General features: G+C 45.9%; 14 protein-coding genes and 1 pseudogene. 3 read left to right on the top strand and 12 right to left on the bottom strand.

Annotation, left to right across the window (positions count from 1 at the left end; all coding sequences use genetic code 11):
• Window positions 1–379 precede the first annotated feature (379 nt).
• Window positions 380–1,876 (bottom strand): DegQ family serine endoprotease, encoded by a 1,497-nt coding sequence (locus KW136_RS01170; RefSeq protein WP_216796593.1) that lies wholly within the window; start codon window positions 1,874–1,876, stop codon window positions 380–382.
• A 65-nt stretch (window positions 1,877–1,941) separates the two neighbouring features.
• Here KW136_RS01170 and KW136_RS01165 point away from each other — a divergent pair, with 65 nt between their 5' ends.
• Window positions 1,942–2,094, top strand: a complete 153-nt coding sequence (locus KW136_RS01165; RefSeq protein ID WP_216796591.1) for a hypothetical protein — start codon at window positions 1,942–1,944, stop codon at window positions 2,092–2,094.
• A gap of 496 nt (window positions 2,095–2,590) precedes the next feature.
• Here the strand turns inward: KW136_RS01165 and rpoE are convergent, their stop codons facing one another.
• From rpoE to rpmF, 8 genes are all read right to left on the bottom strand, one after another.
• Window positions 2,591–3,190: an RNA polymerase sigma factor RpoE gene (gene rpoE / locus KW136_RS01160; RefSeq protein WP_216797383.1), complete on the bottom strand. Its 600-nt coding sequence runs from the start codon at window positions 3,188–3,190 to the stop codon at window positions 2,591–2,593.
• A gap of 396 nt (window positions 3,191–3,586) precedes the next feature.
• Window positions 3,587–4,825, bottom strand: a complete 1,239-nt coding sequence (gene fabF / locus KW136_RS01155; protein ID WP_216796589.1) for a beta-ketoacyl-ACP synthase II — start codon at window positions 4,823–4,825, stop codon at window positions 3,587–3,589.
• Between the two features lie 94 nt (window positions 4,826–4,919).
• The gene (gene acpP / locus KW136_RS01150; RefSeq protein ID WP_216796588.1) at window positions 4,920–5,159 is read right to left on the bottom strand and encodes an acyl carrier protein; all 240 of its coding nucleotides are present in this window, start codon (window positions 5,157–5,159) and stop codon (window positions 4,920–4,922) included.
• A 135-nt stretch (window positions 5,160–5,294) separates the two neighbouring features.
• Window positions 5,295–6,044, bottom strand: coding sequence for a 3-oxoacyl-ACP reductase FabG (gene fabG, locus KW136_RS01145; RefSeq protein ID WP_216796586.1), 750 nt, complete (start codon window positions 6,042–6,044; stop codon window positions 5,295–5,297).
• A 45-nt stretch (window positions 6,045–6,089) separates the two neighbouring features.
• Complete coding sequence (gene fabD / locus KW136_RS01140; protein WP_216796584.1) at window positions 6,090–7,022, bottom strand: ACP S-malonyltransferase; 933 nt, start codon at window positions 7,020–7,022, stop codon at window positions 6,090–6,092.
• Between the two features lie 67 nt (window positions 7,023–7,089).
• Complete coding sequence (locus tag KW136_RS01135; RefSeq protein WP_216796582.1) at window positions 7,090–8,076, bottom strand: beta-ketoacyl-ACP synthase III; 987 nt, start codon at window positions 8,074–8,076, stop codon at window positions 7,090–7,092.
• Entirely contained in the window at window positions 8,073–9,215 is a 1,143-nt protein-coding gene (plsX, locus tag KW136_RS01130) for a phosphate acyltransferase PlsX (RefSeq protein WP_216796580.1), read from the bottom strand. The genes KW136_RS01135 and plsX overlap by 4 nt, the downstream gene beginning before the upstream one ends.
• 121 nt (window positions 9,216–9,336) lie before the next feature.
• Window positions 9,337–9,516, bottom strand: a complete 180-nt coding sequence (gene rpmF / locus KW136_RS01125; protein ID WP_216796578.1) for a 50S ribosomal protein L32 — start codon at window positions 9,514–9,516, stop codon at window positions 9,337–9,339.
• Between the two features lie 693 nt (window positions 9,517–10,209).
• Here rpmF and KW136_RS01120 point away from each other — a divergent pair.
• Window positions 10,210–10,845, top strand: coding sequence for a Maf family nucleotide pyrophosphatase (locus KW136_RS01120; RefSeq protein ID WP_216796576.1), 636 nt, complete (start codon window positions 10,210–10,212; stop codon window positions 10,843–10,845).
• Window positions 10,846–12,292: 1,447 nt separating this feature from the next.
• On the opposite strand, the gene KW136_RS01115 is transcribed toward KW136_RS01120, so the two are convergent.
• The 3 genes from KW136_RS01115 to KW136_RS01105 form a co-directional block, all read right to left on the bottom strand.
• Window positions 12,293–12,949 (bottom strand): HAD-IA family hydrolase, encoded by a 657-nt coding sequence (locus KW136_RS01115; RefSeq protein WP_216796574.1) that lies wholly within the window; start codon window positions 12,947–12,949, stop codon window positions 12,293–12,295.
• Window positions 12,930–13,943: an RluA family pseudouridine synthase gene (locus KW136_RS01110; protein ID WP_216796573.1), complete on the bottom strand. Its 1,014-nt coding sequence runs from the start codon at window positions 13,941–13,943 to the stop codon at window positions 12,930–12,932. The genes KW136_RS01115 and KW136_RS01110 overlap by 20 nt, the downstream gene beginning before the upstream one ends.
• A gap of 88 nt (window positions 13,944–14,031) precedes the next feature.
• Window positions 14,032–14,178, bottom strand: coding sequence for a hypothetical protein (locus tag KW136_RS01105; protein ID WP_216796572.1), 147 nt, complete (start codon window positions 14,176–14,178; stop codon window positions 14,032–14,034).
• A gap of 500 nt (window positions 14,179–14,678) precedes the next feature.
• Here KW136_RS01105 and KW136_RS04220 point away from each other — a divergent pair.
• A pseudogene (locus tag KW136_RS04220) lies at window positions 14,679–16,302 on the top strand (Rne/Rng family ribonuclease); the annotation flags it as partial.
• Window positions 16,303–16,350 lie beyond the last annotated feature (48 nt).

Below are 16,350 nucleotides of genomic sequence, written 5' to 3'. Positions count from 1 at the left end.
GATTACGCGTTGTGGCAAAATCAAGGATTTGCACATTTTAATAAGAATATATCTCATTAATACTGGATAAGCACACTATAACCCAGCATGGCACTAGCTACTGCTTGTGTCATATAGAAAGGTTAGAGCGGTAGCGACTACCCCGATACCTTCTAGTAACGATATAGATATTACCTAACCCCACTTCGACTAAAACAATAAATCTCGAGCATCAATGCTAATAGCATATACTGCTATGCTATGCTACTTTTACCTAAATACGAGATATTAGGTAAGTGCCTGTATTTCGTATTTAGGTAGCGCGCTACGAAAGATCGTGCTGTATTACAGCACGACTGCTAGTGTCATAAGTTCCAGGTCATAACCGATATTATTGACTTTATTTCTGAGCTGGCTCAGCTCTTGGCCTAACTGGGATGAACTGCGTGTTATCGCCGCGGCGCACTAGTAAAGCAATGCTTTTTTGAGGCTTGAGTTTTTGCACGAGCAACTCAAATTGTTTTGTATTTAAAACATCAATATCTCCGATTCGCAAGATAATATCACCTCGCTGTAACCCGGTTCGAGTCCCCGGTCCATACACATCATCGATTTGCACCCCCCCCTTTAGATGCATCGATTTAAGTTGCTCCGGCGACAGATCGCTGATCGCTAGCCCAAGCTGATTAAATTCACGCTCTTTCTCAGGAGATCGCCGGTCTGTTTTGACCTGCATCGTTATATCCGGCTGCATCTCAGCTACGACAACAAATAAATCTTTTATTTTACCTTTACGCCAGATAGTTAACGTTACTTGGATACCTGGCTTAGTTTCACCAATCATCCGCGGTAGGTCTGTTGCTGTGCTTACATTGCGCCCATTAAACTTCAGGATAATATCTCCAGGCTGCACACCAGCTTTATCGGCTGGGCCATTTATCTCGATACTAGATACTAGTGCGCCCCTCGCTTTAGCTAGACCTAGCGAGTCTGACACCTCCTTGGTTACCTCGCTAATCGCTACTGCAATCCGACCTCGTACGACACGTCCATTGACCTTAAGTTGGTCTGCAACTCGTATTGCTTCATCGATCGGGATTGCAAACGAGATTCCCATATAACCGCCAGTACGGCTGTAGATTTGAGAGTTGATGCCAATTACCTCGCCCTTCATATTAATTAAGGGCCCGCCTGAATTGCCTGGATTAACTGCAACATCAGTTTGAATAAAAGGTAGATAATCACCAGTATCACGCCCTTTTGCACTGACAATACCCGCAGTAACTGTATTCTCTAGACCAAAGGGAGAGCCAATTGCTACAACCCATTCCCCCACTCGGACCATATTAGAATCGCTGATCATCACTGTTGGTAGATTTTTTGCATTAATCTTCACAAGTGCAACGTCTGTACGCTCATCAACGCCGATCAATTTTGCCTTGAATTCACGTTTATCAGTTAGGGTTACATAAATAGCATCCGCATCGTGAACCACGTGTGCATTGGTCATCACATAGCCATCAGCCGACAAAATAAAACCAGATCCTACGCCGCTGCTCTGCTCCGAATCTGATGGATCAACTGTACCTCCGGTGCCCCCCCCACGAGGGGAATCTGGTTTGCCTGGCTGTTGTGGCAGTGGAATACCAAAGAAACGCCTAAAGAATTCGGACATATCGCCGTCATCTAGTCCTAGGGGTGGGCTCGTTAAACCCTGTTGTTGCGCATGCGTTGCCGTACGAATATTAATAACCGCTGGACCTACTTTGTCCACTAGGTCAGTAAAATCTGGGAGATGAGAGGCGGATGGCGCACCAGCCGCGCATAGGTATACCAGCGGAATACAGATGGTTATAGCAACCGCGAGCAGGAATCTGCGCACCGGATAAATACTCATATTGTCGACAAGAAGAAAAAACCGTGCGAGACCTTGATCTCGAGGCCTTATATTCTACAGTAGAAATGAATCGTCGAAGCGTCATCATCGGCACTCCGTCTTACACGGTAGTAATTACTATTACTCTTGACCGGGATATGTATGGCCCGACTAGCGCTGGAGGTTTTCGCTCGGGAATTGTATTCACATATGGCTTAACAAAAATTGAGATCATATAAATCCTATCAGAAAATACTGCCTGATTAGCAGTAATAGTCTATGCTGATAGATTGATCGGATTCAGTTATCAGCCGACGTGGTTCCTGCGCCTTTTGAAATTCTAGAATTTCTTTCTGTAGTTCTGTAGGGGTTCCTCTCTAAAATAATCGCGATGTGATGTATCGTTATAGCCGCCTGGATTCCTAAAAAGCAATTTTCTTGAATACGGGATTATTATTGTTATCTAACTATTGCCCAAGAAACAACACACCGCTTTATTTATATATTGCGACTCGTCATTTCACATCTAGCATTGATAAGAAATTTGTAGGCTTATGCAATATACGTACACTTGTTACGTATCTACTGCTTTCCGGTAGTTTACTACCCGGTACAATAGAGAAATATGTTCGGCAGGCGCCGCATTACTTGCGGACTAATTTAGGTATTAAAGCATAGACCTGAAATGCTCTCTAGTTTAGGCAATCACCTAGTAGACTCTAAATTCCTTTTATCCTACCATCGTTTCCCTGCGGAGTGATCTATTAATGGTCGTAATCTTGTCGAAATAGCTGCGCGAGCTCGGAAAATCCGAGATCGAACGGTGCCAATTGGGCACCCCATCATCCCAGCAATTGCCTCGTAGCTTAATCCTTCAATCTCGCGCAGTGAGATTGCTATTTGCAATTTCCTAGGTAATACAGCTATAGCTGTGTTGATTGTTTGTGCGATCTGCTTGCTCATTAACACTGATTCAGGGGTGTTGACATCTCTAAGATGGGTAGCGTCAGAGGAAGTTTTATCTTCCTCAATATCTACTTTGGTTAACGTTAGCGCATGTCGCTCTTGCGCTGAAAGATAGTTTTTTACAGCATTAACTGCGATCCTATACAGCCACGTATAAAACGCAGACTCGCCTCGAAATTGTGGAAGCGCACGATATGCTCTGATAAACGTCTCTTGCGCGACGTCCTCAACTTCTGCTGGGTCGCGTACAAGCCGAGAAATCAGCCTCATAATTTTATGGTGGTATTTAGCGACTAGGAGGCCAAATGCAGCCTTATCACCTTTCTGTATGCGCTCAATTAATGCCTGGTCGATTTCTTTTTCGCTCACCTGAAAGTCCGTTATCGTATAGATTTCGACTCGAAACATTCCTATTGTATCGCCTCCCAAGTTAGGCAAGTATTTATTATATTTATAAGAGGACTCGCAAATACGCCGTATTGAGGGGTATATCCGAGGGGCGCTATGATATTAGTTACCAGTGCTTAAGATAAGCCACATCCATTGTATCTACTACGATTGGTACCTAAACTAGTCTGCACTGTAGTGCGTTTTCTATGTGTTGCTTGTACTAGGTACAAGACTAGGAGGACCGAAATACTTAAGGAGTTGATAATAGTACTCAAGATGATGCTTAGCGCTGAGAAACCTTACATAAAAAATAAGCAATGATTATATTAGAACGACGCTGTGGATATGATTTCCCGGGAAATAGCGCCCCTGTTATTACACGCGCTTAAATACTAATGTTCCATTCGTGCCACCAAAGCCAAACGAGTTTTTCAACGCGACATCGATACGCATATCCCGAGCAGTATTTGCGCAGTAATCTAAGTCACACTCTGGATCTTGATTAAAAATATTAATTGTCGGCGGCGATATTTGGTAGTAAAGAGCTAACACAGTGAATACTGATTCCAGGCCACCTGCACCGCCAAGCAAGTGTCCCGTCATCGATTTTGTTGAGTTTACGACTATATGCTTTGCGTGGTTACCGAACGCACGCTTAATGCCAATAGTCTCTGCTAGATCGCCTAACAATGTCGATGTACCGTGTGCATTCAGATAGTGAACTTCATCTAAATTTATACGCGCGTTCTTCAGCGCTGCCAGCATGCAACGGCGTGCGCCGTCGCCATCCTCAAGCGGTGACGTTATATGATAAGCGTCAGCGCTCATACCATAGCCAACGACTTCGGCATAGATCTTCGCGCCCCTCGCCTTTGCACGCTCGTATTCCTCAAGCACCAGAACACCAGCACCCTCGCCAAGCGCAAAACCGTCTCGATCTTTATCCCACGGACGACTAGAGGTAGCCGGATCGTCATTGCGACGCGACAGCGCGCGAGCCGCAGCAAAGCCACCGATTCCTAGCGGAGAAACGGCTGCTTCGGCGCCGCCAGCTAGCATCACGTCAGCATCACCGTATTCAATTAACCGCGCCGCCTCGCCAATGCAATGCAGTCCGGTCGTGCATGCGGTTACAATTGCTAAGTTCGGTCCTTTAAGGCCGTAACGTATCGATAAATGACCGGAGATCATATTAATAATTGAGGCCGGAACAAAAAAAGGAGAAATCCGACGTGGCCCACGGCTGAGCATTTCAGTTTGCGTAACTTCGATCATCGGCAAGCCGCCAATACCTGAGCCAACTATAACACCGATACGCTCTAGATCCTCACTTGCTGTGTCGATACCAGAATCTGTCATAGCTTGCACACCGGCTGCAAACCCGTAATGCATGAATGTATCCATATGTCGGGTCTCTTTTGCTAGCATATAATCTTCGATATTAAAGTTTTTAACTTCGCCAGCGAACCGCGTCGAAAAATTCGACGCGTCAAACTTTGTAATATTCGCAATCCCTGATTTACCGGCGACCAGGATCGCCCAACCGTCAGCAACGTTATTGCCAACAGGCGAAATTAGCCCCAGGCCGGTAACTACTACCCGACGACCGCCCAAGATATGTCCTTTTATAGATAACTAAAATTAAAAGCCACAGAAGCTGCACGGAAATCCGTAAGCCCTGTGGCTGTGATCCGAAAAAGCTAAAATCTTAAATCTGGACGTGAGCTTTAGCGTAGTCGATTGCCTGCTGGACTGTCGTAATATTCTCGGCCTCTTCATCTGGAATCTCGATATTGAACTCGTCTTCCAGCGCCATAACAAGTTCAACGGTATCCAGTGAGTCAGCGCCTAAATCGTTGACAAAAGAGGCCTCGTTCTTGATTTCTGCCTCAGCTGCACCGAGCTGCTCTGCGACGATTTTTTTAACGCGCTGTTCCATGTTGTCCATGCACTCCCTCCAGGGAAAATGAGTTCAAAAATGCAAGTGCGCGCATTTTATCAGGTTTATTAGGCATAATAATGAGGCACGATAGCCCCTGCTAATAATGCTTTCGAGTATTGTAGCAAGCTCTGCTAGCATCTGTTAGCACATATATATGCCACCATTAACATGTAAGGTCGTGCCTGTTATATATTGCGCCTTTGCTGATGCGAGAAATATAACTGCATGAGCAACATCTTCAGGCACACCTAGTCGGCCTAATGGAATCTGAGCATAAAGCGCTGCTCGGCGAGCCTCTGGCATGAAGCGGGTCATATCCGTATCTATAAAACCCGGTGCCACGCAGTTAACAGTAATATTTCGGCTACCAATCTCATGAGCTAACGCCCGAGTCATACCAGCTACTCCTGCTTTAGCCGCTGCATAGTTAACCTGACCCGAATTACCTACTGAGCCAACAACCGATGTTATATTAATAATACGCCCGCTACGCGCTTTAATCATCGGCCGTAGCACAGCGCGTGACAGGTAAAATACAGCTTTAAGGTTAGTATTAATTACTGCATCCCACTCGTTATCTTGCATTCGCATCGCCAGTTGGTCCTGCGTAATACCGGCATTATTTACAAGGATATTTAATGCCCCGAACTCTTTAATTACTGAGTCGATTAACGTATCGACTGCCTGTCTATCGTTGACATTTAGCATAACACCACGACCGATAATGCTCTCAGCACACAACATATCATTTATTAGCGCTGCGCTACTATTAGATCTAGAGGTGCCAATCACTGTCGCGCCAGCATGACCAAGCATGAGAGCAATCGCTCGGCCGATACCGCGCGATACACCAGTGACTAATGCAATTTGCTTATCGAGCGCTTTCTCCATTTCGTCTTAGCTCCAAATTTACATTGAATACTGAGGGGGTAGAATTCAATGCTGCAAGAGTTTTAGCGTATCGTTAAGGGACGTTGGATCAACGATCGCGCCGCTCACTAGATTCGCATCAATGCATCGCGTTATTCCAGCTAATACCTTACCGGGGCCGCACTCAATTATATGAGTAATCTTCTGTGCAGCGATTGATCGTACACATTCGACCCAGCGTACTGGCGAAGCCGTCTGGCGCACGAGTGCATCTTTTATTCTAATCGGATCTGAAACTATCGCTACGTCAACATTATTAATTAACGGGATCTGCGGCGCGCGTATGCTGACATCAGCCAAATATTCTCGTAAACGGTCAGACGCTGGTTTGAGTAGAGACGAATGAAAAGGCCCAGACACCGGTAGCAATATAGCGCGCTTAGCGCCCTTAGTTGTAGCGATCTCGCACGCCTTTTTTAGGGCCGCTATATGGCCTGCAATAACGATCTGTGTTGGTGCATTAAAATTAACCGCCTCGACGATTCCATCTGACCCTGCTTGAGAGCACACATCGAGCACGGTATTATCATCCAGCCCCAGGATTGCCGCCATCCCACCAGCCTTCATTTGTACTGCTTGCTGCATCGCCTGAGCACGAAAGTGCACTAGTAGTACTGCGTCTCGAAACGTAATCGAGTCTGCAGCGACTAGTGCCGTATATTCTCCAAGGCTGTGACCGGCAATAACTGCCGGTACCATGCCGCCAGCCTGTTTCCACACGCGGTAAATCGCATATGCGGCGGTAAGCATTGCCGGCTGTGTATGAGTGGTTAGATTTAGTTGATTAGCTGGCCCCTGCGCAATTAAGCGGCTGATATCTTGGCGTAATGCATCAGACGCTTCCTCAAACGTCTCTTTCACAACGGGATGATCTCTAAATTCATCGAGCATGCCAACTGATTGCGAGCCTTGTCCGGGAAAAACAAATGCGAACCTCATATCAGCCTTAAATAAAAAAGTGGCGGAACGACATGCAGTAAAACTGCATAACATACTATATACATATCTACATACAAATAATTACCGCTCCCCAGGTAAATCCGCCGCCAACACCTTCAATTAGCACTCGATCGCCAGACTTGATGCGTCCGTCATGCACCGCCACATCTAGTGCTAGCGGAATCGATGCAGCTGAAGTATTGCCATGCTCACTAAGAGTCACAATCATACGCTCCAATGGCAGACCAAGCTTTCGGCATATACCTCGCATAATCCGGATATTAGCCTGATGTGGAATCAGCCAATCGATTTGGTCCGCGGACATGTCAGCCTTAGCTAGCGCTTCACGCGCTACTTTTTCAAGTATGTTCACTGCGAGTTTGAATACTGCGGGCCCGTCCATATGTAGTAATGCACTGCCATGAACAATACCGCCACTAACATTACCAGGCGCACATAAAATGTGCGCATGTCTGCCGTCTGCATGGAGAGCACTAGATAGCATCCCCGGCCGGTCTGATGCGGTGAGCACGACAGCACCAGCGCCATCGCCAAATAAAATGCAGGTATTCCGATCCTTAAAATCAAGCAGCCTGGAAAACGTTTCAGCACCAATTACTAAGGCATTACGATACATGCCGCTACGGATTAACCCATCAGCTATCGCTAGCGCATAGGCGAACCCAGAGCAAACCGCTTGCACGTCGAATGCTGCGCTGCCATTATGGATGCCAAGCTTAGCTTGAACTAGGCAAGCCGTACTCGGGAATATAAAATCAGGTGTAGATGTGGCAACAATAATTAACTCGATCGCTTGTAAGTCAATGCTAGATTCTACAATCGCCCGTCGTGCGGCTATTAGCGCAAGGTCGCTAGTAGCCTGCTCGGGGGGTGCAAAGTAACGCGAATGGATCCCTGTACGCGCTACAATCCATTCGTCGCTTGTCTCAATTCCATGCTGTGCGAGCTTTTTAGCCAGCATCTGATTAGTAACGTAGATCCGAGGAAGATAGCTACCAGTACCAAGAACGCGCGAGTAGAAATGAGCCATCATGCCTTCGCAGATAGCGCAGCCAACGGTGGAAGCGCAGATTTTACAAGACCGCTGGTGGTCGTCTTAGAAAAGACTTGTACACCGGATATATCAGATCTACTGGAATTAGTAGCAGCAGCACGAGTAAGTGGGTCGGTATTTTCCTTCAAGGCCAACTTTAGACGCTGGAGAACGCCAGTCTTGACGGCGTCATACCCGCGTTTGATAGCCCACTCAAATGCGTATGCATCTGCCGAACCGTGACTTTTAATTACCAGGTTACGCAATCCGAGCAGCGCGGCACCATTATACTGACGCGTATCGACACGATTTTTAAATCGTGATAGCACTGGTAGCGCAAGTAGTGCTATCAGCCTCGTAGACCATGATCGACTAAACTCTTCATGAATTATGTTAGAAAGCATCTGAGCGAGTCCTTCGGATGCTTTCAAGGCGACGTTACCAACAAAGCCGTCGCAAACAATCACGTCGACAACACCTTTATAAATGTCGTTTCCTTCGACATTGCCTTGAAAATTAAGTGTGCTTGCACGCAGTAATTCGCCGGCGCGCTTGATAATGTCGTTTCCCTTAATCACTTCTTCACCAATGTTTAGTAACCCAATAGATGGGCGGTCCTTGCCCTCGATTGCAGACACAAGCGCATGACCCATTTCAGCAAATTGCAACAAGTTTTGAGGCCCACAGTCAATATTCGCGCCCAAGTCCAGCATTGTTGTATATCCAATCTGGTTTGGCAAGGCGAAGGCAATTGCGGGTCGATCGATGCCAGATAATGTTTTAAGCATATACCGCGACATCGCCATCAACGCCCCCGTGTTACCCGCTGAAATGCATGCTTGTGCATGCCCCTCTTTTACTAGCTGTAAGGCGACATGCATTGATGAATCTCTTTTCTTTCGTAGAGCGATCTCGATGGAGTCGTCCATCATGACTACTTCGCTTGCCTTGACGATAGATAGCTCGGGCATGTTAGGCACCTTATATTGCTTAAGTTGCGCGCTGATTGGGTCATATAAGCCCACTAACACAAGTTGTGTATCCGGGTGTGCCCGCGTGAAATTAATTGCTGCAGGAATTGTCACGGGTGGACCGTAGTCACCACCCATGCAGTCGATTGCTATTTTTATTATCGTCATGGATACGGCGAATCTTAGATATAAAAAAAGCGGCAGATTAGTGCCGCGTTTTTAACGAACTAAGGGTAATTCAATCGTAAGTGAGGGGGTAGTAGGCTACCACCGCTAAATAACTAAACACTTAGTCGCCTTTAGGCTTGACGACTTTTTTCCCACGATAGTAACCATTTGGACTAATATGGTGACGTAGATAGACTTCACCAGTGCCTGGCTCGATTGCTAGTGGCACTGCATCGAGAAAATCGTGAGATCTGTGCATACCGCGTTTTGATGGGGATTTTTTATTCTGCTGAACTGCCATAGTAGCTCCAGAAAATTTAACCTATTTTAACACAGCTTGCCGCTTCATCTACCCAAACTTTGTTCTAGATATGTCAGCTCAACTAGATTGATCTGCTAGAGCTTGTACCCAATCTATGTGTTACACGGACTTTTCTGAGCATACCTCAGTTCCTCGAGAGCAGTGCACGGGCATTTATCATAGCTTTATTTGGTAGAGCTCTAATGAGCTGATGATAGGGCTCTGATATATCTAGGGATATATACTTTAATATAGGTAATGTCTGATATTTGATCGATAGGAAAATTTCACTGTGAATGCCGCCTTACTCTCAAGTAGGACTTATCAAATCTATCGCGCTCAGGCAATAGTTCGAGCAAAGCGCAGGTTATAGTGGAAGGGAGGCATTCACTCATTTGGAAGCACTTTATCTGCTAACCAGGTAAACCTACAAACATGACTTTTATATTACTCACTAATGTGATAGCGAGAATTCTACTATATCTAGTTTGCGATAATGGACGCTACCCCTCCATCATCTGTTAAGAAAACCCCTAGATATCTCTCAAATTTTAGTCCCAGCGTTTATGGCTTTATTCATAAAAGACTACTAACATTTTTTGTTATCTTTACGTACCTAATATTTATCCAGCAGCTGGTATATGTATTAGCTGCTATCCATAGTTAATCTCGCATTCTGGACAGCTTCCACTTATGCATCTTATAACCGCTCCACTTACCGCTCGCCATATTATCCTCGCTTCTAGCTCACCATATAGGCATGCATTGCTCAAGCGGTTGCGCATAACTTTTGATATCGCAGTACCAGCTATTAATGAAACCGCGTTTCCACATGAGAAGCCGTCTGATACTGCCCTACGACTAGCTGAGGCAAAGGCCCGCGCTATAGCTGTAAGTCAGCGCAATGCATTGGTAATCGGCTCGGATCAGGTAGCTACGCTCGACGGACGGCGAATCGGCAAGCCAGGAGACCATATAAGCGCGTTAGAACAGCTGCGTATGATGCGAGGACGCAACGTTAACTTTCATACCGCGCTGTGCCTTTATGACCAGAGCAACGATACACAACGCTGTGTGGATGTCATCACACGAGTACTGTTTCGAAACCTGTCTGATATTGAGCTAGATGCTTACTTGAAATTAGAGCGGCCCTATGACGTCGCCGGCAGCACCAAATCAGAAGGACTTGGGATCGCCTTACTAGAAGAAGTTGACAGCAGCGATCCCACTGCCTTGATGGGCCTGCCGTTAATTACATTAACAGATATGCTATGCCAGGCTGGAGTAGCATTATTTAGCACTACTGAGACCGCCTCAACAGGACCATAGAAATTTTTATGAGCTCGCCTACCCCTATTGGTTAGCTCTTCTACAAATACGTTGAAAGTACTATAACCTATCGGGAGGCAGCGTCTTGCTTTAACCTGGATAAACTCATATGGAGATATTACCACGTATTGTCAAGAACTAAGAAGTGTACTAGATTTTTAAAAAATAGATGCTACATTCTAATGTGATGCATCGATATCACAAATTATATGTCAATATCTAGTTAGCACCTAGAAAGTATTAGCGATTTGCCGCTCGTACACTCGATACACAAGCGGCAAATTTACGAACACTAAAAGTCGCAGCAGGCTTTGTTCTACTACGGCTGTTGTTTCTAGCCCAGAGACTGAGGGGTATTTTCTATAATAATTACCTATCGATGGATGCGCTCTTAGCGCATAAGGAATCTGTTGAAGTCGGCATAAATCAGACAGATTCTGATCCTCAGCTCTGCTGCTGATGCGAGCATAGACACTACATATGCTAGTGCATGGGGATGAGAAAAAACATTATTCCCCTTCGGGGCGCTAGTGTTATATAAAAATCGATTAAATGCCAATGCATAGGCGATTAACTATTTTTAGATAGCGGTAGTGTGATTGTGGAATTAAACACTCTCAGCTGTAATATAAGATATAGCATGCTTTTTATCGACTATATAAGTGTCAACAGTATACGAGAACCGCTGAGTCTCATAATTAGTACTTTATAATCTATGGTTAACTCTAGTTGAGTACTTTTAGTATCGATTAGCAATAACCTATAATATGCTCTTGGCGTTTCTTGAAGTCTATTGCCACAATCTTATTGTGTCTGATCAATATACTGCGCATTGTCCCTTTATTTTACTAGAAGAGCTTATTACTCTCGCGATTGAATCGATTGGGGGGGTTACTCTCAACGAACGCTTTATATTCGCAATCTCTTATGGGTCTTGGAGATCCAGTACTCGTGAAATGCCACCTTCGCTTATATTTACACTGATTAAGTTAACGATATTAGACTAAGTGTTGTTAAAGCTAATCTTATCGATCGTAGCTACCATGCAGTGAAGGCTGAATGCCTAAATGTCTCTGGCTGCTATAAATCTCAGCAATGCTATAATAGGAAATAATTATTTCAACCGCTCAAATTTTGAGTATACCGCAATTTCCTCTGTTCAATAAAAACTTACCTAGATTTAAATCAAATTAAAAGTAAATATTACCTAATAGGTAGATATGCTTTAGGTTCGGGCAATCAGAAAATAAATTATGTTGTATCTAGTGTATAGAGCGGATGCTCTGACTCCAGCTAGAGAACGCGTCCTTTAAGCCGCCCCACCCGACTTAATGGTATATATACACCACCATATTAAATGTGTGATGGAGGGCACCGTCTTAGTAAAACACGATTGCCGACGAAATAATCGGCATGCACTCAATGGAGCTCAATAGAGCGCTAACTACTAGCACTCGCGGAGCCAATGTACTAGCGATTCGACATCTTCAGCACAAAAGTGAGGCTTTAACTTTGTTAATCTCTCGGCCGAATGAGCGCCATAGGATACCGCTACAGCAGCAATGCCGGCGTTAGCCGCCATTTGCAAATCATGTGTCGTGTCACCAATCATCAGGGTACGATTAGCGGTTTGCCCCAATTCCTGCGTCAGTTCATATAGCATTGCCGGATGTGGCTTTGAAAACGACTCATCTGCGCAGCGAGTTGCATGAAATATTGTCCTTAATCGGACTAAATCTAAAGCGCGATTTAACCCAACCCTCGATTTACCGGTTGCTATTGCTAGAAGGTAATCCGCACCGCATAATTCATCCAGCATTTCGCGTACACCAGCGAATAATTTAATATGTAGATCACTACTCAGGTAATAAAATCGGTAACGCTCCGCAAGGAGGAAATACTGGCTTGGATCAAGCGTTGGTACGGCGATCTGTAAAGCATTATGCAATTCCAGTCCTATAATATAGCTCACTAACAATGAGTCAGGCACTGGAAAGTTAAGGTCTCGACATGCCAGCTGGATGCTTCGAGTGATGTGTGTGATGGAATCTATAAGTGTTCCATCCCAATCGAATACAATCAGATCAAACTGTTTGCGTGCCATCTGCGCCTAACATATCCGTTAATTGTTGCAAAAAAATAGCGCATTCCGTCGGCAATGGCGCCTCGAACATTAGGGCTGCGCCATTAGCAGGGTGCTTAATGCTGAGCTTCCACGCATGAAGGAACATGCGACTTAATCCTGGCCGGGCGTTATAACGAGCATGATGTTTATTTAATAAATAATTACCATACTTATCGTCACCAATAATTGGTAAATGCAGATGCGCAAGATGCACACGAATCTGGTGTGTTCTGCCGGTTTTTAGTTCCCCCTCTAATAGCAAATAATTACCCAAACGCTTCCGTAGATTAAAGACTGTATGCGAGGCTAGTCCATCAAGCTGTACGCACACGCGCCTCTCCCCGTTAGCGCTTAAGTACTTACGTAGCGGCGCCTTCACTGTATAGCGCATACCCCACTCTGTCGGCCATTCTCCATATGCGCACGTTAGATAGCGCTTGTCCATACAACCTTTACGAATCTGCTTGTGTAAGCTGACAAGAGCTGCGCGCTTCTTAGCTAATAATAGAACGCCGGATGTTCCTTTATCGAGCCTGTGAACTAATTCTAGCATTCTAGCATGAGGACGCGCCGCACGCATTTGCTCGATCACACCAAAACTTACCCCACTGCCACCATGTACAGCGATATCTGCCGGCTTATTTAACACAATCATATAGTCGTCTTCGTATAGCACCGGGAACGTTGCAGCTCGCACGCATATTGGAAAAGTAGGTGATGGACGTTCTTCCCATATTGGCGGCACGCGTACGATATCACCAAATTCAAGCCGGTATGAGGCATTGATGCGGCCTTGATTGACTCGCACTTCACCGCTTCGCAAAATACGATAAATATGACTTTTAGGGATCCTTTTGTATATGCGTAGAAGAAAATTGTCGATGCGCTGGCCCGCTGACACATCGTCTATGTTCAGATGTGAAATACGGTTAGCACACGCCGTATCTCTCGAAATTTTGCCTAACTCATTCATTCTGAATATACTTTATAAGATAGGCTGTGCGCCGATAGCAACGCGCCTAGTAAGCGATAGGCTACTTCAGTGTAAGAGCCTCCGTGCGTTATTCTATCTCGTACACTAGGCCAGCTGCTCGCCTAGGGGTGAAAGCAGCAAGTTGCACGCGCATGTCGTTACGCGGAGCAGGGATACCGCCTACAGGCGAGTTCGATGTCGTCAACGACAAGCCGGTAACGGAAATTTTGATCATAAAGAGTTTTACGTCTAGCTTACGACACTGCACGTCGGCTAATATAGAACGCGTGGGCTTAGGTGGATTATGAATAGCATGCTGCAAAGCAGTGAGATCGGGCTGTACGCTCGAATAAGAAAGATACCTGGGTTGCGGAAACTAAGTGTCCACGACCCCTCAGGGTCTACTTCGGGTGCATTCTTATTAAAGCTACTAACAAGTAGCTTTAACTCATACGGTTTGATGCCGGACTTCAAGCGTTTAATTGCATGATATACCGTTGCAACTACCTACCGGGTTTTGCGGTGCCGTGCTTTTGAGTTATTCGTAAAAGATACCCGCCGCAGCACACTACTCTTTCGTTTAAGAGCGTGCCAGTCAGAGGGATTCTCACCAGACAAAGTTTCCTGCTCAGCGCTCAGCGTGCTTTTTTGATAAAAAGAGGCGGCGTATCGCTCTGCTCATCTGGATCTAATCCAGACTGTAATGGGGGGCGCATAGCCGCACTGGAGCTGTTAATGAAACGTATGTTGTTTAATGCAACGCAGCAGGAAGAATTGCGCGTAGCAATCGTCGATGGTCAAAGACTAATCGACATCGATATCGAAACCGCCGGGCGCGAACAGCGTAAAGGCAATATTTATAAAGGAGTAATTGCACGAATTGAGCCGTCGCTTGAGGCGTGCTTCGTCAACTACGGCGAGGATCGCCATGGTTTTTTGCCATTTAAAGAGGTTGACCGACGGTATTTCAAAATTAGCGCCGAAAGTCGGCCCATACGTATCCAAGACGCGCTCTATGAAAGTCAGGAACTAATCGTCCAGGTTGAGAAGGAGGAGCGTGGTAATAAAGGCGCCGCGTTAACCACGTTCATCTCATTGGCTGGGCGATATCTAGTACTAATGCCTAACAATCCGCGTGGTGGTGGCGTATCACGACGTATCGAAGGCGACGACCGAAAAGAATTGCGCGAAACTATGTCGCAGCTCGAATCACCGGACGGTATGAGTATGATCGCCCGAACGGCCGGCATCGGTCGCTCCGTTGAAGAGCTGCAGTGGGACTTGAACTACTTATTGCAATTGTGGCGTGCTATTGAAACCACGGCAAACGGCGCATGCGCACCACTACTCATCTATCTTGAATCAAGCTTAGTGATCCGCGCAATTCGGGATTGCTTTCAGCCAGATATTGGCGAGATTCTAATTGATACACAGGATATATACGATCAGGCTCGCGCGTTTATGGAAGTAGTAATGCCAGACAATCTTGGTAAGGTAAAACGTTACCATGATGATGTGCCTCTGTTCTCGAGATTTCAAATTGAGCACCAGATTGAGACAGCATATTCCCGAATCTTACCGCTGCTATCGGGCGGTGCTGTTGTGATCGATCACACAGAGGCGTTAGTGGCTATTGACGTCAATTCAGCTCGAGCTACTAGGGGTGCTGATATCGAAGAAACGGCGTTGCGCACAAACTTAGAGGCCAGTGATGAAGTTGCTCGCCAGTTGCGATTGCGTGACTTAGGCGGGTTAATTGTAATCGATTTTATCGACATGGAGTCGGTCAAAAGCCAGCGTGAAGTTGAGCAGCGGTTTAAAGATGCACTTAAACATGACCGAGCCCGGGTTCAAATGGGTAAGATCTCTCGCTTCGGACTTATGGAGCTGTCGCGCCAGCGACTGCGTCCAGCTCTGTCCGAGAGCAGCCATGTAACTTGTCCACGCTGCAACGGCACTGGCCACATCCGTGATACCGAATCGTCGGCACTGCAAGTGCTTCGACTTATTCAAGAAGAGGCGATGAAAGAGAATACCGCGGCAATTTATTGCCAGGTACCGGTTGATGTAACAGCTTTTCTTTTAAATGAAAAACGCCAGGAAATCAATAGGATTGAATCACGCTTTAAGGTTAACGTGTTGCTCATTCCAAATAAACACCTTGAAACACCGCACTACAAGCTCGAACGGCTACGCTATCACGACGCGCGACTTGAAGAACCGCGTGCATCGTGGCGTATGGCCGAAGAGGCAGCTCGCAAGCTAGAATATGAAACCGGTTACAGCAAGCGCGACAATGACATAAAGCCAAAGCAAGAAGCTGCCGTGAAGGGAATTACTCCCGAAATTCGCGCACCTAACGCCACACCTCATTTAATAGCGGAGGCGTCACGGCGTACACAAATCT

Source organism: Candidatus Vallotiella hemipterorum (genome assembly GCF_910593725.1).
In the GTDB taxonomy this organism is placed as follows: Bacteria; Pseudomonadota; Gammaproteobacteria; order Burkholderiales; family Burkholderiaceae; genus Mycetohabitans; species Mycetohabitans hemipterorum.
The sequence above is the reverse complement of the archived record's forward strand: the minus strand, read 5'-3'. Positions and strand labels throughout refer to the sequence as shown.

Excerpts from the sequence above, each read along its gene's own strand:
- KW136_RS01170 (WP_216796593.1), bottom strand. The coding sequence starts at position 1,876 with ATGAGTATTTATCCGGTGCGCAGATTCCTGCTCGCGGTTGCTATAACC.
- KW136_RS01165 (WP_216796591.1), top strand. The coding sequence starts at position 1,942 with ATGAATCGTCGAAGCGTCATCATCGGCACTCCGTCTTACACGGTAGTA.
- acpP (WP_216796588.1), bottom strand. The coding sequence starts at position 5,159 with ATGGACAACATGGAACAGCGCGTTAAAAAAATCGTCGCAGAGCAGCTC.
- fabG (WP_216796586.1), bottom strand. The coding sequence starts at position 6,044 with ATGGAGAAAGCGCTCGATAAGCAAATTGCATTAGTCACTGGTGTATCG.
- fabD (WP_216796584.1), bottom strand. The coding sequence starts at position 7,022 with ATGAGGTTCGCATTTGTTTTTCCCGGACAAGGCTCGCAATCAGTTGGC.
- KW136_RS01135 (WP_216796582.1), bottom strand. The coding sequence starts at position 8,076 with ATGATGGCTCATTTCTACTCGCGCGTTCTTGGTACTGGTAGCTATCTT.
- plsX (WP_216796580.1), bottom strand. The coding sequence starts at position 9,215 with ATGACGATAATAAAAATAGCAATCGACTGCATGGGTGGTGACTACGGT.
- rpmF (WP_216796578.1), bottom strand. The coding sequence starts at position 9,516 with ATGGCAGTTCAGCAGAATAAAAAATCCCCATCAAAACGCGGTATGCAC.
- KW136_RS01120 (WP_216796576.1), top strand. The coding sequence starts at position 10,210 with ATGCATCTTATAACCGCTCCACTTACCGCTCGCCATATTATCCTCGCT.
- KW136_RS01115 (WP_216796574.1), bottom strand. The coding sequence starts at position 12,949 with ATGGCACGCAAACAGTTTGATCTGATTGTATTCGATTGGGATGGAACA.
- KW136_RS01110 (WP_216796573.1), bottom strand. The coding sequence starts at position 13,943 with ATGAATGAGTTAGGCAAAATTTCGAGAGATACGGCGTGTGCTAACCGT.
- KW136_RS01105 (WP_216796572.1), bottom strand. The coding sequence starts at position 14,178 with ATGATCAAAATTTCCGTTACCGGCTTGTCGTTGACGACATCGAACTCG.